General features: G+C 51.3%; 14 protein-coding genes. 9 read left to right on the top strand and 5 right to left on the bottom strand.

All coding sequences use genetic code 11. The features are described 5' to 3' along the window. Positions 1-3: 3 nt before the first annotated feature. The 4 genes from IV433_RS16895 to aegA form a co-directional block, all read right to left on the bottom strand. The gene (locus IV433_RS16895) at positions 4-1608 is read right to left on the bottom strand and encodes a GMC family oxidoreductase (protein WP_152326284.1); all 1605 of its coding nucleotides are present in this window, start codon (positions 1606-1608) and stop codon (positions 4-6) included. Then, a complete protein-coding gene (locus tag IV433_RS16890) occupies positions 1601-2155 on the bottom strand; it encodes a sugar dehydrogenase complex small subunit (RefSeq protein WP_195815070.1) in 555 nt (184 codons plus the stop codon). Before IV433_RS16890 ends, IV433_RS16895 begins: the two co-directional genes overlap by 8 nt. A gap of 74 nt (positions 2156-2229) precedes the next feature. Beyond that, positions 2230-2706 carry a GlcG/HbpS family heme-binding protein gene (locus IV433_RS16885; RefSeq protein WP_195815071.1) on the bottom strand — a complete coding sequence of 159 codons (477 nt, stop codon included), beginning with the start codon at positions 2704-2706 and terminating at the stop codon, positions 2230-2232. 399 nt (positions 2707-3105) lie between these two features. After that, entirely contained in the window at positions 3106-5106 is a 2001-nt protein-coding gene (gene aegA / locus IV433_RS16880; RefSeq protein WP_195815072.1) for a formate-dependent uric acid utilization protein AegA, read from the bottom strand. Positions 5107-5532: 426 nt separating this feature from the next. Here aegA and IV433_RS16875 point away from each other — a divergent pair, with 426 nt between their 5' ends. From IV433_RS16875 to IV433_RS16865, 4 genes are all read left to right on the top strand, one after another. Then, a complete protein-coding gene (locus IV433_RS16875; protein ID WP_195815073.1) occupies positions 5533-8757 on the top strand; it encodes a molybdopterin cofactor-binding domain-containing protein in 3225 nt (1074 codons plus the stop codon). Beyond that, a complete protein-coding gene (locus IV433_RS16870) occupies positions 8754-9215 on the top strand; it encodes a (2Fe-2S)-binding protein (protein WP_195815074.1) in 462 nt (153 codons plus the stop codon). The genes IV433_RS16875 and IV433_RS16870 overlap by 4 nt, the downstream gene beginning before the upstream one ends. Before the next feature lie 60 nt (positions 9216-9275). Next, on the top strand, positions 9276-9440 hold the full coding sequence (locus IV433_RS26305; protein ID WP_255534078.1) for an NTP transferase domain-containing protein: 165 nt from the start codon (positions 9276-9278) through the stop codon (positions 9438-9440). A gap of 62 nt (positions 9441-9502) precedes the next feature. Continuing rightward, entirely contained in the window at positions 9503-9856 is a 354-nt protein-coding gene (locus IV433_RS16865) for an NTP transferase domain-containing protein (RefSeq protein WP_255534079.1), read from the top strand. Between the two features lie 6 nt (positions 9857-9862). On the opposite strand, the gene IV433_RS16860 is transcribed toward IV433_RS16865, so the two are convergent. After that, complete coding sequence (locus IV433_RS16860; protein WP_195815075.1) at positions 9863-11638, bottom strand: sigma 54-interacting transcriptional regulator; 1776 nt, start codon at positions 11636-11638, stop codon at positions 9863-9865. 395 nt (positions 11639-12033) lie between these two features. Between IV433_RS16860 and ygeW the strand changes: the two genes are divergently transcribed. From ygeW to arcC, 5 genes are all read left to right on the top strand, one after another. Continuing rightward, on the top strand, positions 12034-13221 hold the full coding sequence (gene ygeW / locus IV433_RS16855) for a knotted carbamoyltransferase YgeW (protein WP_195815076.1): 1188 nt from the start codon (positions 12034-12036) through the stop codon (positions 13219-13221). Between the two features lie 91 nt (positions 13222-13312). Next, the gene (gene dpaL, locus IV433_RS16850) at positions 13313-14518 is read left to right on the top strand and encodes a diaminopropionate ammonia-lyase (RefSeq protein ID WP_195815077.1); all 1206 of its coding nucleotides are present in this window, start codon (positions 13313-13315) and stop codon (positions 14516-14518) included. Between the two features lie 55 nt (positions 14519-14573). Then, a complete protein-coding gene (locus IV433_RS16845) occupies positions 14574-15791 on the top strand; it encodes a YgeY family selenium metabolism-linked hydrolase (protein WP_195815078.1) in 1218 nt (405 codons plus the stop codon). Positions 15792-15833: 42 nt separating this feature from the next. Beyond that, the gene (gene hydA, locus IV433_RS16840; RefSeq protein WP_195815079.1) at positions 15834-17243 is read left to right on the top strand and encodes a dihydropyrimidinase; all 1410 of its coding nucleotides are present in this window, start codon (positions 15834-15836) and stop codon (positions 17241-17243) included. Continuing rightward, positions 17230-18168: a carbamate kinase gene (gene arcC, locus IV433_RS16835; protein WP_195815080.1), complete on the top strand. Its 939-nt coding sequence runs from the start codon at positions 17230-17232 to the stop codon at positions 18166-18168. Before hydA ends, arcC begins: the two co-directional genes overlap by 14 nt. Positions 18169-18179: the final 11 nt, after the last annotated feature.

The following is an 18179-nucleotide window of genomic DNA, read 5'->3' as shown; positions in this document are numbered from 1 at the left end:
CAATCAGGCCAGGCTTTTCAGCACCGTGTCCGCCATGCGTAATGCCAGTGCTGTACCGGACAGCGTGGAGTTCACCGTGGAGGCCGACGGCATAATGCCGGTACCGGCAATGAACAGATTCGGGTGGTCATGCGTACGACAGTCGCCATCCACCACGGAATCCTTCGGATCGCTGCCCATAATCATGGTGCCGGTGATGTGCTGGTTGTTGTCGTAAACGCCACGCTTGCTGTACACCACTTCGGTGCCGCCCATCTCTTTGACGATCTTCTGGAAATCGAGCATTGACTGGTCATAGCCGCGATGTACGTATTCCGGGAATTTGTAGTGGACTTCCAGACGCGGAATGCCCCATTCGTCTTTCTCCGTTTTACTCAGCACCACGCGGTTTTCCGGCTCAGGCAGCATTTCCAGCAGGCATTTCAGCTGGATAAAACGCTCGGACTGGAACGCCAGTTTGTCGTTCAGTGCCTTGCCGTAGTAGCCCTGACGCACCAGCCGTTCCGTGAGATAACGCACCGGGGACGTATTGGCGACGTCGATACGTAACGCGGAACGGTCGCTGCGGAATTCACCGTCGCGCAGGTTATTGATACTGCCCGGACGCATCGGGCCGCGGCCGAAATACACCGGTTCATCGGCATAGAACTCTACCGAGGTGCCGGGGTGATCCATCAGGTTACGGCCGACCATGCCGGAACTGTTGGCGATGCCGTCCGGGTATTTATCACTGGTGGACATCAGCAGCAGTTTCGGGCTTTCGATGCCGTTGGCGGTCAGGACGAAACGCTTACCGGTGACTTTGTGCGTGACTTTGTCGGCATCGAGATAATGCACGGCAACAATCTCGCCGCTGTCGCTGGCTTCAATTTTGTACACCACGGCATTGGCAATCACGCGGACACCGGCTTCGATGGCTTTACGGGCGGAAATCCCGCCGTGGTATTGCGCATCAATCGGGCAGACCGGCATGCAGTTATTGTTGCCGCAGCAGGCAGGGCGGCCATCGTAAGGAATACTGTTGCGCGCCTGCGGGCCGATGCCCAGCACGTAGCCCAGTTTGGCAATACGCTTGCTGATACGGTCAAAGCCGTAAGGCAGCGGAATGCCCGGCAGCGGATACGGCTGCGAACGCGGGGAATCCAGCGCATCGTCACCGGAAACGCCCATCTGAATTTCGGCTTCGGTGTAGTACGGTTCCAGCTCTTCATAACTGATGGGCCAGTCGCGTCCGATGCCATACAGCGTTTTGATTTTCATGTCGTTTGGCAGCAAACGGAACGCCTGTCCCGCCCAGTGCCAGGTGGTGCCACCGACGCCGCGCAGGTATTGCGCGGCATACAGATCCGGGCCTTTCTGAATCAGATAGTTGTTATCTTTTGGCTGGAATTTCGGTTGCGGCGCCCAGGGTTTTGGCGGATAGGGTTCGGTAAAATCGCCTTTCAGCGGCGACTGACGAAACAGTTCGACCGCTTCGTCACGTTTAATTACCGGGCCGGAATCCAGCATCAGCACGGAAACACCGGCTTTCACCATTTTCAGTGCGGCGAGAGAACCGGCGATACCGGCACCAATGACGACGACGTCAGCATTCAGCGCATCAGCCATGAGTGACCTCCGGGGAATTTTGTTGCGTTGTGGCAGGTTTGTTAACCCAGAAATTCGGCTCGCCCGGCGCGTAGCTTGGCGGCAGCAGGTTATTTTTCAGCAGCTGATAGCTGACGATGTTTTCGAATCCGATGCATTTCTGGCTGCCGGGCTGGCCGACCACGCCGAGATACCAGCCGCTGACCAGTTGCTGATAAAGCTGCGCCAGTTCCGCGGGCTGTTGTGCCAGCAACTGATGCAGGTCATCGCCGACCACACCGTCATGCGCAGTGAGCAGCGTGGAAAGGGCGTCGAGCTGGGCATCGAGTTGCTTATCATGCAACCAGCTGTAGAGCGCCTGGCCGAGATGCGGTTCGAGCGATGCCATGCCGGTCAGATGTTTTGACAGCGTCATAAACCCGGCGGGCATAGTGATGGCTGAAGCCAGTGGTGGTGCGGCATGCGCCAGTGTGGCAAATACGCCACCGCCAAGCATCTGGCTGCCAAAACCCGCAGCCAGCACGCCCGCGGTGCCGAGAACCATCCGGCGACGAGAGAGATTGATCATGCTGAAATTCCGTATACGTTCTGAAACGGTCACGGGCGTGACCGTCAACAAGAAGAATTAAAGAAAAATGCCTGTTATTTCAGGACGCCGGCCGCTTTTTCAGAAGACTGGTTATCAATATCCTGCTTCGGCGTGCTGACGCCCACGGCGCCAACCACTTCGCCGTTCAGGGTCAGCGGGAACCCGCCGCCCAGCGCAACCGCGTGCGGGATCGCCAGCACCGTGGTTTCGCCACCGGCCAGACGCTGCATGAATTTCATCGACGGCGCGTGATACAGCGCAGAGGTGCGGGCTTTGCCAATTGATGCATCGACACAACCGGCCGGGGAACCGTCGAGGCGCTGAAATGCCAGTAATGAACCAGATGCGTCAACAACGGCCACGCAGCCGGTGCTGTGCTGTTCGGCCAGCGTGGATTTCACGCTGTCGATCACTTTGGCAGCCTGGGCGTTATCAAGCTGAGGATGCTCAGCAGCGAAAACGGATGTGGCAGAAAACAGCAGTGAGGAGACACAAAGTAGTGTTTTAGCGGTGTGTTTTTTTACAGACATAGACTCATCCCTTGTAACAGTAGCAACAACATTGCCTTGAAAGTGTTTTGAAATAAAAACGCTGAAAATGAATAAGTTAAAAGCCAATAACGTTGCCGAGCTGAGCATTTAACGATGCTTCTTAATGCCACAACGAAGAAAGTGTTATTGCTTTTTGTTTCGTGGATGTTAATTCAATTAACAAAATAGCAGAAGTGACAGTTGCGGCTGGCAACTAATTCTTACAAGGGGTTTGTGGGGGTATTTCCACCAAATCGAGCTTGCAAGCCTTGCAGAATAAGGGTTGAGCATTTTGTGCGGTTATGTACCAGATGATCCGTTTGTATTAACAAAGTGTGATCCAATTAACAAAAAACCTCCCGTTAAAGAGGTTTTTTGTTAAGGCACAGGTGCGGGATTTCAGTGCGTCAGGGGGCGTGGGCTGCCTTCCTGTGAGAGCCCCGCAACGGCGCGATCGCGGCTTTCCAGCCAGGCGATAATGCTGCTTGCCGCCTGACGCCCGTCGTCCATTGCGGTCACCACCAGATCCGCGCCGCGTACCGCATCACCTCCGGCAAAAATCTGCGGATGGCGGGTCTGGTACGGGTAAGCTCCCGCGTGCGACGTAACCAGACGCCCGGCCGAATCACGCTCAACGCCCGGTTCGTTCAGCCACGGCATGGCGTGGGGCTGGAATCCGAACGCCATAATAATGGCATCAGCCTCGAGCAAAAATTCAGAACCGGGGATCGGTTCAGGGCGTCGTCGTCCGCTGGCGTCTGGCGCGCCGGGCGCGGTACGTAACAGGCGGATCCCGCAAACCCGGCCCTGTGAATTCAGTTCGATACTGACCGGCTGAACGTTGAACTGGAATTCCGCGCCTTCCTCACGGGCATTTTTCACCTCTTTTTTTGAGCCGGGCATGTTTTTTTCGTCGCGGCGGTACGCACAAATCACGCTGGCAGCGTCCTGTCTTAATGATGTCCGCAGGCAATCCATCGCCGTATCGCCGCCGCCCAGAACCACCACGCGCTGTCCCTTCATGCTGATGTACGGCTCGTGCGGCAGTTCCGGCAAGTGCATCAGATGTTTGGCATTGGCAATCAAAAACGGCAGGGCGCTGAACACGCCCGGTGCGTCTTCGTGCTCAAGTCCGGCTTTCATCGACTGATATGTCCCGACGCCGAGGAAAACAGCGTCAAATTCTTCGAGTAAATCCGCAATGCCGGTATCCGTGCCGATTTCACTGTTCAGACGAAACTCTATGCCCATGTCAGTGAAAATCTCCCGACGCTTCGCCAGCACTTGCTTATCGAGCTTGAACGCCGGAATGCCAAACGTCAGCAACCCGCCAATTTCCGGATGGCGGTCAAACACTACTGCGCTGACGCCGTTGCGCGCCAGGATGTCCGCGCATCCCAGTCCCGCAGGCCCTGCGCCGACAATCGCGACGCGGTAATCGCGTTGTTTCACGGCAGACAAGTCTGGTTTCCAGCCCATCGCCAGCGCGGTGTCGGTGATGAAACGCTCGATATTCCCGATGCTCGCTGATCCCGGTTTTTTCAACGTACAGGAACCTTCGCACAACCGGTCCTGCGGGCAGACGCGCCCGCAGATTTCCGGCAGGCTGCTGGTGCGGTGAGAAAGTTCGGCGGCTTCGAGGATTTTGCCCTCTTTGACCAGAGACATCAGGCCGGGAATGTCGTTATGCAGCGGGCAGGTCCAGGCGCAGAAAGGGTGGTCGCTGCACTGAATGCAGCGCCCGGATTGTTCCTGCGCCTGTTCAGACGTAAAGCGGCGGTAGATCTCGTTGAACGTGTTTTTACGCTCATTCAGCTCAATACGGATGGCGTCCAGACGCGGCGGGTTCAGCGCACCGGCGAACACGGTTTCTGTCGCGCGTGCGCGTGCGGCTGGCCGGTGACTGTTTTCCGCCAGTGCGGAAAGCCGCTGTTTACTGGCGCGTTTTTGCCGCAACGATTGCCCGGTCACCAGATGCAACGCCTGCGTCGGACATGCATTCACGCAGGCCTGACCGGCGCTGTCTCCGGCGCAAAGATCGCATTTTTGTACGGTTGCCTGTGGCGTAACAGGATTTTCGGAAAACCCGATAATATCCAGCGCACCAAACGGGCAGGCAATCACGCAGGTTTTACAGCCGATACATTTTTCTGCCAGTAACTGAACGCCGTTGTCGCGGTAAACCATCGCCTGCGTCGGACAGACGCTAACGCACGGGGCTTCTTCACAGTGGCGGCACAGCACAGCATTGCTGAACGTGTCATTTTGCATGACGTGAATACGCGGTAAAAATGCATCTTTTGACGGGTAACGTTGTGCATTGTGCGATAAAACGCAGGCCACTTCACAGGCCCGGCAACCGATACAATCATGCGGATCGGCAAGAACAAATTGATTCATTTTCTCTTCTCTGTCAGACCTCTCGGTGATCAGTTCAATGCAATTGGTGTGCACATCCTTGACTGTTTTGAAGAATATGAGCAACTGGCCATCATATTTGGGCGGCAGATCACGTTATGGGGCTGTAAACCTTTCAGCTAATCATTTTTATTTTTCTGACACATTCAAATCTTTCTCATTCTGACGTCATGAGTTATCAACCTGATAATCATGCGCATGAGGAGGCTGGCGGAAAGACGGATTAAAAACGGCAATTTCTGGAAGAGGATCACAGATTGGATTCTCCGGAGGGGGGATCGGCAAGAAAGTGGCATGTATGGCATATCCATTGCACATATCCATTACAAATACAGGGATATGATTTTCAACATGCACTTTGCCTCAATGCGGGAAGCCATTTTTCTGCATTCCTTAACGGAGAATAAAATGGATACAATCACGGTAGGAACCTCAGTTCCTCGCGTAGACGGACATGCAAAAGTAACCGGCTCTGCGATTTATGGCGACGATATAAAGATGAAAAACATGTTGTATGGCGTGTGTCGCTACGCGGATATACCGGCAGGAAAAATTTTACGTCTGGATCTGACACAGGCAGAAAAAGTGCCTGGGGTCGTGAAAATCGCCACCTATAAAGACATTCCCGGTGTACAGAAAATTGGCATTGTGATTCAGGATTATCTGCCCATCGTCAATGATGAGGTTTTTTTTCACGGTGATGTCATTGCCGTGATCGCTGCAACGACTTATGAGGCGGCGTGTCAGGCCTCTGAAAGTATTATTGTTGAATATCAGGCCTATGAACCGCTGACTGATATGGCTGAAGCGGCAAAGCCTGAGGCCCGTCTGGTTCACAGCGAAACTGAAAGCAATGTGGTTTGCAGACATCACACTGCCAAAGGGGATATTGAAACGGGTTTTGCTCACTCTATGCATATTTTTGAGCAAGAGTATGAAGTGGGCTACCAGGAACACGCTTACATTGAACCGGAATCCGTCATTGTTTATCCCGATCCAAGTGAGCCGGGCATCACCATTCAGGGAACGATACAAAACGCACACCGGGTACGGGGTTTTGTGGCTGCCTTCTTAGGGTTGCCACAGTCCAGAGTCAATGTGAAACGCTGCGTTTTGGGCGGTTCTTTTGGCGGTAAAGATGATGTGATTGACCACCTTTCATGCCGTGCAGGTTTACTGGCTTTACTGACGGGTAAACCGGTGAAATTTACCTATAACCGTGAACAGTCGATACGTGAGAGTTGTAAACGCCATCCATACCGCATGAAATACAAAATCGGTCTGGATGATAACGCACGGATCCAGGCGGTAAAAATCGACATTATGGCTGACAGCGGGGGGTATGGAGCATCGTCACCCTTCGTGACCTGGCGCAGCGTAGTGCAAGCTGCAGGTCCGTATAACATCCCGAATGTACGCATCGATATCGCGGCAATTGCTACCAATAACAGCTACACATCAGCATTTCGCGGCTTCGGCGCGCCTCAGGTGATCTTCGCCAATGAATCACTGATGGATGAAGTTGCCCGTCATTTCAAAATCAGCCCGATTGAAACCCGCCAGCGCAATATTCTCCGGCAGGGTGACACCAGCATGGCCGGGCAGGTCTTTGACAAACACATTGTCTCTGCAGAAGAAGTGTTGCTAAAAGCCAGTACCAGGGCTGAATTTGAAGCAAAACGCGCCCATTTCCAGAAGCTGAATGAGGCGGGGGGGCCGGTCCGTTATGGGATCGGATTAGCGGTGAGTCATCGGGGATGTTCGCTTGGCGCTGAAGGCATGGATGCTTCCTCGGCGCTGATTCAGGTGAACTCAGATGCCAGTATCAATCTGTCGACGTCAGTATCAGAAAACGGCCAGGGTTTGCAGACCAGCATGTCGTTAATTGTGGCGGAAGCTTTTGGCGCGCCTCTTGCTGCTATAACGTTTAATGAACCTGCTTCTTCAATGATTGCCGACGGGGGATCGACCGTCTCTTCCCGGGGTACGCTGATGGGAGGTCAGGCAGTGTTGAACGCAGCAACAAAAATTCGTCAGCGCATGCTCGACGCCATCACCGACCGGCTGCATACCCTTGATCTTAATGAAACTGTATGGCGCGACGGTATCATCATAAACCGAAATCAGCCGCAGCTTAGCATCAGTCTGAAAGAGGCGGTGACAATGACCCATAATGCGGGCGGAAATCTTTCAGACTACGGCTGGCATGTCGCACCGCCTATACATTGGGATGAAGAAAAAGGGACGGGAAGCCCGTATTTCACCTGGGTTTATGGTTGTCAGGTGGTGGAGCTACAGGTCGATACCAACACCGGGAAAATCACTGTAAATCGCGTTACTGCAGCGCATGACGTAGGTAAGGTTATTAATAAAGTAGGCTTTGAAGGACAGGTTTACGGTGGCGTTATGCAAGGCCTGGGGTACGCGTTGCTGGAAGATTTCAATATCGAACACGGGCGTGTTAAATCCGAAAACTTCGATACTTACCTGATCCCAACCATTCGTGATATGCCAGCCATTGATATTATCGCGGTGGAAAATCATGACATCAGCGGCCCGTATGGTGCCAAAGTCATCGGGGAACCCGTGCTGGAACTGGCTGCTGCCGCCTCTAACAATGCGTTGAATTTTGCGCTCGGTTGCCACAATACCCGCATTCCGCTTACGCTCGAACAAGTCAAACTGGGCTATAACCTGAAAAAACCGTTGCGGCAAAGTGAAGCGCTGTCGGCGGATACCGGGCATAAACATGTTTTGCGGCTCAACACGTTAACCGTAAATACACCGGATACCCTGCCTGAAGCATTGGAGATGCTCGCGCAGCCCGGCAGTCTGGCTATAGCTGGCGGAACTGACGTGCTGGTTCAGGCCAGAATGAAAACCTCTGCGCAAACGCTGGTTGATATTTCCAGGCTCAGTGCGCTGAAGGGAATAGAGTTGCATGAAGACGGTATGCATCTGGGAGCTGGCGTTTGCTTTAGCGACCTGGTCGTTCATCCTCAGATAAAACACGCTTACCCGCTGTTGGTTACGGCCTGTAAAACCATTGGTTCACTGCAATTAAGAAATCGCGCGACACTCGGAGGCAATATTATCAATGCGGCTCCTTGTGCTGATTCCGTTCCTCCTCTGATTATATATGACGCTGATGTTGTCCTGGTCAGCCAGCGCGGTGAAAGGCGTCTTCCGCTTAGCGAATTCATTACTGCCGGATATAAAACCCAACTGACAGAAGGTGAGCTGATGGTGAAACTGATCCTGCCAGTGCCTTCTGAACTCAAGCTGGAAAACTATTACAGCCAGCTCGGACGCCGGAATGCGCTCAATATTACGCGTCAGAGCCTGACGTGCCAGATTGCTCTCAATGCTGGCGGAGAGGTGCATTTTTGCCGCCTGGTTGATGGGGCATTATTCAGTAAACCTCAGCGCCTGCCTGAAGTAGAAGAGGTATTGCTCGGGCACAAGCTGGATGAAAATACACTGGCGAAAGCAGAAGACGTTCTGATGGAGAAAATGGAGAAAGCCATTGGTGGCCGCTGGTCAGCCGCGTACAAAATGCCCGTATTTTTGAATATGTTCAGGCAGATGATGAATGACGTTCGTCATGCTAATCACGAGGGAGCAGGAAAATGACCATTCTGAATTTGAAAGTAAACGGAATTAACGTTCAGGCTGATGTTGACAGTAACCGCCGTCTGCTCGATTTTCTGCGCGAAGATCTTAATCTCACGGGGACAAAAGAAGGGTGCGCTGTGGGGGAATGCGGTGCCTGTACGATCATTCTCGACAGCAAATCTGTTTGTTCCTGCCTGATCCTCGCCGCGCAATGCGAAGGCGCTGAAGTGACAACTATTGAAGCGTTACACCGTGACCCGGTGGGCAAAAAACTGCAAAACGCTTTTGTGCAACATGGCGGGGTGCAGTGCGGTTTTTGTACGCCAGGCGTTTTGCTCAGTACCAAAGCTTTGTTGGATGTTTGCCCAGACCCCACGGATGATGAAATTAACGAAGCACTGGAAGGGAATCTGTGCCGATGCACCGGCTATCAGCCCATTATTACTTCTATTAAAGCGGTGCTGAAAGCGCGTTAAAACCCCACAGAACCGGCTAAATGCCGGTTCTGTTTTTCCAAAGGAACGAAGGAAAAAATCATGCAGCATATTGATTGTCTGATGTTAGCGGCGGGAATTTCATCACGTATGGGGACATGGAAAATGATGCTTCCTTTCGGTGAAGGCACTCTTCTGGACACCTCGATTGAAAATGCGCTTGGCTTTTGTGACCGTATTGTACTGGTTACCGGGGCGCTGAACTGAAAGCCCGATATCAAAGTGATCCTCGCATTTGTCTGGTGAACAACGAGGATTATCAGGAAGGCATGTTTTCTTCTATACAGGCTGGTGCGCACCACGTTAAAGGCGAGCATACATTCATTGCGTTGGGGGATATGCCATGCATACCGTCGTGGGTTTATTCTGCGTTATGGCAGGAACGTGGGGAATTCACACTCATTCCTCGTTGCCTGCAAGGAAAGGGACATCCTATTCTGACGACGGCCAACCTGATTAATCAGGTGAAAAATGCCGGTTCAGGGTACTCCCTGAAATCGCTGATCCAGCTCAGTGACCATCGTTTTCTGGAACTGAGTGAGCCAGCTATTCACTGGGATGTTGATACGCCGGAAGACTACAGCAGAATTACCCAGCCGGAGAAAATTCCGGTGCATCTCTGAAGGCATTTACCCGCTGTGCAATTCGTATTTTTTGATTTTACGATAAATAGTGGCCACGCCAATTCCCAGTTCTTCAGCTGCCAGTTTCTTATTGCCGAGCCGGAGTACAGCCTCTTCAATAAGCTGCTTTTCCATGATTTCAATATTACTTTTCCCTGCGGGTTCCGGTTGTGCCGCCGTGGCGGTGGGGGCTCTTTCCCCTGAGGGCAGATCCTTACGGGCACACAAATGCGGGGGTAACAAATCGCGTTCAATCACTTCACCGCTGGGGACGATATTCACAAGATATTCCATCAGATTTCCCAGCTCACGAACGTTGCCTGGCCACTGGTAGTTGTTAAGTATTGCGATGACCTCTTGTGTCATTCCCGGATAGCAGTTTTCCATGCGCTGGCTGTGTAAATTAAGGAAGAAATGCATGAGCAATTCAATGTCGCTTTTTCGCTCACGCAGGGGGGCGAGCATAAGGGGAATAACATTCAGACGATAATAAAGGTCTTCACGGAAATTTCCCTGAGCAATGTAATTCTGCAAATTCTGATGCGTAGCGGAGATAATGCGGATATCCAACGGCTGAGGCTTATTCGCACCAATTGGCATGACCTCTCGTGACTCGATAACTCGCAGTAACTTTGCCTGCAACATCATGGGCATATCGCCAATTTCATCGAGAAATAAGGTCCCACCGTTCGCGGCTTGCAATAAACCGATTTTCCCCTGAGCTGACGCCCCGGTAAATGCCCCTTTGATATAACCGAACAGCTCACTCTCCAGAAGTTGCTCAGGTATTGCAGCGCAGTTAATGGCAATAAATGACTGATTGCACCGTTTACTCAACCGGTGAATCGCCCGTGCAACGACCTCTTTCCCTGTGCCGCTTTCGCCGCTGATTAGCACGCTTGAATTTCCGGGCGCAATACGAGTGATGAGTTGCTTGAGAGTATGCATGGGTTTGGAATTGCCGATGAGCTGATGAATATCCGGTGAATCAAAAGACTGAGGTTCCGCAATATTGCTGTGAGACTGATGGAATGCCATTAAAAACAAGCGAAGATCCTGAATAGGGTGAAGTTGCCCGGTGATAAGAATTTGCTGTTCTTTGAACTTTATTAAATATTGTTTGAAGCCACATTCAACATTATCTTTCGGAGTGAGCGACGACAGCGTCACCTGCAATGCCGATATATCCGCCTCTGTCAGCCCCAGTAACCTCTGGGCCGCGCGATTACTTAATGCGATCGTGTCATCTTTATTCAGCATCAGCACTCCCTGATCCATATTTTTAATCAAGCTGTTGAGCGCCGGATTGGACGCAATTTCCTTATCTGATGTTTCAATTATTTTAGAGACAAATAATGCTGAAATATGACGAATATAATCACAAAGCATTTGAACGTTTTGTTTGATGACCTTCTGTTGTTCAAAATTAACGGCCAGCAGACTGATGACGCCAATACATTCTTCGCCAATGATAATCGGAACGCCCAGAAAGGCCTTTTCCGTACAGGTTCCACGTGAGTCACAATTCTGGCATAAGGGATCACTGTGGGACTGGATTACCATTTTCTCTTTTTTATTATCAATGACATAACGAAGAAGGTGTGTATTGGATGTCAGGCATTCACCCAGGCTGTGTTCATAAGGGCCGGTACCGGCGACCCTGATCAGGCTGGCATCAACAATTTCCACCTCCAGGTGCAAAACGCTGGAAAGCATTTTTGTAAACTTCAAAATGATGGGCTGGATCTTCATGAGCACTGATTTGGACCGGGATCGCTGCATAGATGAATTCCTTTCAAAATAAGATACGAATGACGCATGAACAGTTATCACTTCTCTTAAATCATTTTCGCCAGTTTTCAAAATTATCATATTGAGAGTGTGAGAAGAGATAACTATCAAACTGGTGTGGAATCACAAAAACATAACTGTTTTATTCATTTTATTTCCACTTCTCATTTTTCTTCGATGTTATTTAAACACGGCGCCCGGGTTTTTATTCACATTCCGAACATTACACCGCTAATTTTGCGAAGTATCTCGCAAACTCGCTGCGCCAAAACGGTTGATTCAGGCAATAAAGTTAAAGATGGCATGCATATTGAATCTACATTCTGACGAGATGTGTTAAATCGAAATAACACAGCGCCCCCTCAGCTAAACCGAAGGAATGAAAGATGAAAACAACAGACGAGTTGATAAAAAGTATTAAGGGATTGAAGTCGGACTTGCATCGCAAAGATTTTCTATTGACGTGGGAGCAGAGCCGGGACGAATTACAGCAGGTTCTGGATATTGCGGGGGTCCTGAAATGTCTGCGTGGTGAAAATATCGCCACCAAAGTGTTTGGCAGTGGTTTGGGGATATCCGTATTTCGCGATAACTCCACAAGAACCCGTTTTTCATATGCATCGGCTTTGAATTTGCTGGGGCTGGCTCAGCAGGATCTTGACGAGGGAAAATCTCAGATAGCGCACGGTGAAACGGTTCGGGAAACCGCCAACATGATTTCATTCTGTGCCGATGCCATTGGTATTCGTGATGACATGTTCCTGGGCTCCGGCCATACCTACATGTGTGAGGTGGGCGCAGCACTTGACGAAGGTTTTGAGCAAGGCGTGCTACCGCAACGGCCGGCACTTATCAATCTGCAATGTGATATCGACCATCCTACACAAGCCATGGCAGATCTGGCATGGCTTGAAGAGCATTTCGGCGGGCTGGATAAACTCAAAGGTAAAAAAATAGCCATGACCTGGGCTTATTCACCGAGTTACGGCAAACCTCTTTCGGTACCACAGGGGATCATCGGTCTGATGACCCGCTTTGGAATGGACGTGACGCTGGCGCATCCGGAAGGTTATGACCTGATCCCTGATGTCGTGAAAATTGCCCGTGAAAATGCACGTGCCTCTGGCGGCAGTTTCACTCAAGTGACGTCTATGGAAGAAGCTTTTGAGGGTGCAGATATCGTCTATCCGAAGTCATGGGCGCCTTACAAAGTGATGGAAAAACGTACTGAACTGCTGCGTGCTGAAGACCATGATGGCCTGAAATCCCTGGAGAAAGAGTGTCTTGCGCAAAACGCCAAACATAAGAACTGGCATTGCGATGAAGCGATGATGAAGAAAACCAAAGGTGGCGATGCATTGTATATGCATTGCCTGCCGGCGGATATTTCCGGTGTTTCCTGCAAAGAAGGTGAAGTGGCTGAAAGTGTTTTCGAAAAATATCGCATCGCCACATACAAAGAGGCCAGCTGGAAGCCATACATCATCGCGGCGATGATCATGGCGCGCAAATTCAGTAACCCCGGTGCAGTACTCGAACAGCTTCAAAAAGAAGGGAATAAAAGAATCAAATAAGCGGATCTGACCCTGAGTCATCGCGCGTAGCGCGGGGTTTCAGCCTGCTGGCGGGTCATGCACCAGCCAGCAAATTTTCACGAGGTAAGTTATGTCTCAGTTTTCGTTGAAAATGGATGTTGCCGATAACCAATTCTTTACGGGTAAAACATCAGAAGTTTTCTCACGCAAAGAGTCCCAAAAAGCCCGGGCCTTTCATTCGCAGCTGGCGGGTTATACGCCTACGCCTCTTCATTCACTTACCGCTCTGGCCGGGCTGCTGGGAGTTCGCAATATCCTGGTTAAAGACGAATCAAAACGTTTTGGTCTGAACGCATTCAAAATGCTGGGCGGGGCTTATGCGATTGTACGTTTGCTCTGTGAAAAGTATGACGTGAACCTGGCCAGCACTTCATTTGAAAAGCTCAAAAACAGCATTGCTGAAAAAATGACTTTTGCGACCACCACCGACGGTAATCATGGCCGGGGCGTTGCCTGGGCGGCGCAGCAGTTGGGGCAAAACGCCATTGTTTACATGCCAAAAGGTTCTGCGCAGGAAAGGGTCGAACATATCAGATCTCTTGGCGCTGTCTGCGAAGTCACAGATATGAACTATGACGACACAGTGCGTTTGACCATGAAAAATGCTGCCGAAAAAGGGTGGGTCATTGTCCAGGATACCGCCTGGGAGGGATATACCCAGATCCCAACCTGGATTATGCAAGGTTACGGAACGATGGCGGATGAGGCCATTGAGCAAATAGAACAGGCTGGTTCGGGGGCGCCTACCCATGTTTTTTTACAGTGTGGCGTGGGTGCGATGGCTGCCGGTGTACTGGGTTGTCTGCTGGATGCCTATGGCCCGGATAAGCTCCACTCCGTGCTGGTCGAGCCTGAGCTTGCAAACTGCCTGTTCCGTTCGGGTGTGGCCGGTGAGCCTGTCAATGTCGGAGGTGCGATGGCCACAATCATGGCCGGGTTGGCCTGCGGTGAGCCCAATCCTCTCGGCTGGCCCTTACTGCGCAACTGCGCGCATCAGTTTATTTCCTGTGAAGACAAAGTCGCAGCGTTGGGAATGCGTGTCCTTGGTAATCCTTTAGGAGACGATCCGCGCATCATTTCGGGTGAGTCCGGTGCGGTGGGCGCAGGGGTTCTGGCGGCCATTCTCCATCACCCGCAACGCGAAAAACTGATGCAAAAGTTAAAACTGGACGCCAGTTCGGTGGTTCTGCTTCTGAGCACTGAAGGAGATACCGACGTGAAGCATTACCGTGAGGTTGTGTGGGAAGGTCGTCATCAGGCCGGCGAGATTAAGTAAAACCGCAGGCAACAAGGTGTTGCTTCAGGGAAATCATTTTTTAGGAGAAGTTAACATGGCTAAGCAGGTACCTTTCGAACAAATCTTTGAAAAAGCGAAACATTATAAAACGGAAATGACTGCATTCTTGCGTGACATGATTGCTATTCCGAGTGAAAGCAGTGATGAACGTCGGGTGGTTTTGCGTATTAAAGAAGAAATGCTGAAAGTCGGGTTCGACAAGGTTGAGATTGACCCGATGGGAAATATCCTCGGTTACATCGGGCACGGGCCGCATCTGATCGGGATGGATGCAGATATTGATACTGTGGGCGTAGGGAATCTTAAAAATTGGACTTTCGACCCTTATCAGGGGATGGAAGATGATGAAATCATCGGCGGCCGCGGTTCTTCAGATCAGGAAGGCGGTATGGCGTCTATGGTGTATGCGGGCAAAATCATCAAAGATTTGAAACTGGAAGACCAATACACCTTGTTGGTGACCGGCACCGTTCAGGAAGAAGACTGTGATGGCCTGTGCTGGCAGTACATTATTGAACAATCCGGGATTCGCCCTGAGTTTGTCGTCAGTACCGAGCCGACGGACTGCCAGATCTATCGCGGACAGCGCGGTCGTATGGAAATCCGCATTGATGTGCAGGGTGTCAGTTGTCATGGTTCAGCACCGGAGCGCGGTGATAACGCCATTTTCAAAATGGGGCCAATTCTTGGCGATTTGCAAAAGCTTTCCTCGAATCTTGGTGATGACGAGTTCCTCGGGAAAGGTACGCTGACTGTCTCTGAAATCTTCTTCACGTCACCCAGCCGGTGCGCCGTGGCTGACAGCTGTGCGGTTTCAATTGACCGTCGCCTGACCTGGGGTGAAAGCTGGGAAGGGGCGTTGGAAGAGATTCGTGCTCTGCCAACCGTTAAAGCGGCGAAGGCTGAAGTATCCATGTACCACTATGACCGCCCATCCTACACCGGCCTGGTCTACCCGACAGAATGCTACTTCCCGACCTGGAAGGTCGAGTCGAACCACATCACCGTTAATACACTTACGCAAGCCTATGAAGGTTTGTTCCGTAAGGCACCTACGGTAGATAAATGGACATTCTCCACAAATGGCGTCTCCATCATGGGTCGTCACGGTATCCCTGTTATTGGTTTTGGCCCCGGTAAAGAGCCCGAAGCTCATGCACCAAATGAGAAAACCTGGAAGGAACATCTCGTGACCTGTGCGGCTATGTATGCCGCAATCCCACTCATGTATCTGGAACAACTGGGTGAATAATTCTTTTTGCCGGGGTTAACCCGTCGCATTTGAAGGAATGAAATGAAGCGACTCATCAAAGGGGGAACACTGGTTGATGAGGTAAAAAGCTACCAGAGTGATCTGCTCATTGAAAATGGGCTGATCACTCGCATAGCCATCAACATTCACCCCGAACCCGATATGGATCTTATTGATGCCAGCGGTCTACTGGTCATGCCCGGCGGTATTGATGTGCATACGCATTTTAATATTGATGTCGGTCTGGTCAGAAGTTGCGATGACTTTGCATCAGGCACCCGCGCGGCGGCGTGCGGAGGAACGACGACTATTGTCGATCACATGGGATTCGGCCCTGCGGGATGCTCATTACACCATCAGCTTGAGGTTTATCACGATTATGCCGCCGGAAAGGCGGTCATCGACTATAGCTTTCACGGCGTTATTCAACACGTAAACGACAGCATTCTCGAGGAAATGCAGTCGATGGTTGAAAAAGAAGGGATCAGCAGCTTCAAACTCTATCTGACTTATCAGTACAAGCTGGATGACGGCGCAGTACTGAGAGCTTTGCGTCGTTTAAACCAGGTTGGTGCTCTGGCGACTGTACATCCGGAAAATGATGCAGCGATAACCCAGCGGCGGGCTGAATTTTTAGCACAGGGCATGACGGCACCGCTTTATCACGCCCTGAGTCGACCGCTTGAATGTGAGGCAGAAGCGATCGCGCGGATGATTAATCTGGCGAAGCTCGCAGGGGATTGCCCACTGTATATCGTGCATCTGTCTAACGGGCTTGGGCTGGATTACATCCGCCTGGCCAAAGCTAGCGGGCAGCCTGTCTGGACGGAAACGTGCCCGCAATATTTATTGCTTGATGAGCAATATTATCTGCGAGAGGACGCGCTGAAATTCATTCTGAGTCCGCCACTCCGACCAAAAGGCGAGCAGGACAAGCTTTGGGTGGGGATTGGTGAGGGATCCGTGGATGTGGTCGCAACCGACCACTGTACTTTTCCATACCAGCAAAAAGTGGCGTTGGGTAAACAGGATTTCTCCCGTTGTCCGAACGGTTTGCCCGGTGTTGAAAACCGGATGACGCTGCTGTTTTCAGAAGGCGTGATGAGCGGACGAATATCTCCAAGCCGTTTCGTCGATCTTACCAGTGCAAAACCGGCACATCTTTTTGGTCTTTGGCCGCAAAAAGGGTGTTTGCGTCCAGGATCAGATGCCGATTTGGTTCTATTTAACCCGGATCTTAGCGATGTCATCCGTTATGAAAATATGCATGACAACGCCGGATACTCCCCTTACGAAGGCTATATTTGCAAAGGGGGACCGGTGATGACGTTGTCGCGAGGCGAGGTCATTGCACAATATGGAAAATTCATCGGGCAAGCCGGAAGAGGGCAATTTATTTACCGGCAATCATTCCACCATGCAGAAAAGGAAGCACAACATGAGCCGTCGTAAAAGGATTGTATTAGCTCTGGGAGGCAATGCCTTGGGCAAAAATCTGCCAGAACAAATGGAGGCCGTAAAAACCACATCGCGGGCGGTGGTGGACCTGATCGCCGAAGGACATGAGGTGATTATCACACACGGCAACGGGCCGCAGGTTGGCATGATACATCTGGCGTTTGAAGCGGCATCAAAAGTTGATCCGACTATGCCGTTGCTGCCCATGTCTGTGTGCGTTGCGCTCAGTCAGGGATATATCGGTTATGATTTGCAAAATGCACTTCGCGAAGAACTGCTTTCACGCGGTATTAATAAACCGGTGGCGACGCTCATTACGCAGGTTACCGTCGATCCTGATGATCCGGCATTTGCAGACCCGTCCAAGCCAATAGGTTCATTTTTTACTGAGTCAGAAGCGAAGGTCTTACAGCGGCAGGGCATCGTGATGAAAGAGGACGCAGGCCGGGGTTACCGCCGTGTCGTGGCGTCACCTAAACCACAGGATATTGTAGAAACAGACAGCATCTGCCAGCTCATTGACGCCGGGACGGTGGTCATAGCCGGAGGCGGGGGGGGTATCCCTGTCGTTCGTGAAGGGCATCATCTGAAAGGCATCAGTGCCGTTATCGACAAAGACTGGGCAAGTGCCAGGCTGGCTGTTCAAATTGATGCGGATATGCTGATTATCCTCACAGCGGTAGAAAAAGTAGCAATCCACTTTGGCACGCCGCAGCAAACCTGGCTGGATACGTTAAATGCTTCAGATGCACGGCAGTTGATCAACGATAATCAGTTTGCCAAAGGTTCCATGTTACCGAAAGTTGAAGCCGCGCTGGCCTTTGCTGAATCAGCACCGGGTCGAATGTCATTAATTACCTTACTTGAAAAAGCGCGTGACGGAATCGCCGGTAAAACAGGCACCCTGATTTCGCTTTAAAGCAGTACAGA

The organism is Rahnella laticis, from assembly GCF_015644585.1.
In the GTDB taxonomy this organism is placed as follows: domain Bacteria; phylum Pseudomonadota; class Gammaproteobacteria; order Enterobacterales; family Enterobacteriaceae; genus Rahnella; species Rahnella laticis.
This window is presented reverse-complemented; position numbering and strand designations above follow the sequence as displayed.

Excerpts from the sequence above, each read along its gene's own strand:
- ygeW (WP_195815076.1), top strand. The coding sequence starts at position 12,034 with ATGAAAACAACAGACGAGTTGATAAAAAGTATTAAGGGATTGAAGTCG.
- IV433_RS16885 (WP_195815071.1), bottom strand. The coding sequence starts at position 2,706 with ATGTCTGTAAAAAAACACACCGCTAAAACACTACTTTGTGTCTCCTCA.
- arcC (WP_195815080.1), top strand. The coding sequence starts at position 17,230 with ATGAGCCGTCGTAAAAGGATTGTATTAGCTCTGGGAGGCAATGCCTTG.
- IV433_RS16865 (WP_255534079.1), top strand. The coding sequence starts at position 9,503 with ATGTTTTCTTCTATACAGGCTGGTGCGCACCACGTTAAAGGCGAGCAT.
- IV433_RS16895 (WP_152326284.1), bottom strand. The coding sequence starts at position 1,608 with ATGGCTGATGCGCTGAATGCTGACGTCGTCGTCATTGGTGCCGGTATC.
- dpaL (WP_195815077.1), top strand. The coding sequence starts at position 13,313 with ATGTCTCAGTTTTCGTTGAAAATGGATGTTGCCGATAACCAATTCTTT.
- IV433_RS16890 (WP_195815070.1), bottom strand. The coding sequence starts at position 2,155 with ATGATCAATCTCTCTCGTCGCCGGATGGTTCTCGGCACCGCGGGCGTG.
- aegA (WP_195815072.1), bottom strand. The coding sequence starts at position 5,106 with ATGAATCAATTTGTTCTTGCCGATCCGCATGATTGTATCGGTTGCCGG.
- IV433_RS16860 (WP_195815075.1), bottom strand. The coding sequence starts at position 11,638 with ATGCAGCGATCCCGGTCCAAATCAGTGCTCATGAAGATCCAGCCCATC.
- IV433_RS26305 (WP_255534078.1), top strand. The coding sequence starts at position 9,276 with ATGCAGCATATTGATTGTCTGATGTTAGCGGCGGGAATTTCATCACGT.
- IV433_RS16845 (WP_195815078.1), top strand. The coding sequence starts at position 14,574 with ATGGCTAAGCAGGTACCTTTCGAACAAATCTTTGAAAAAGCGAAACAT.
- IV433_RS16870 (WP_195815074.1), top strand. The coding sequence starts at position 8,754 with ATGACCATTCTGAATTTGAAAGTAAACGGAATTAACGTTCAGGCTGAT.
- hydA (WP_195815079.1), top strand. The coding sequence starts at position 15,834 with ATGAAGCGACTCATCAAAGGGGGAACACTGGTTGATGAGGTAAAAAGC.
- IV433_RS16875 (WP_195815073.1), top strand. The coding sequence starts at position 5,533 with ATGGATACAATCACGGTAGGAACCTCAGTTCCTCGCGTAGACGGACAT.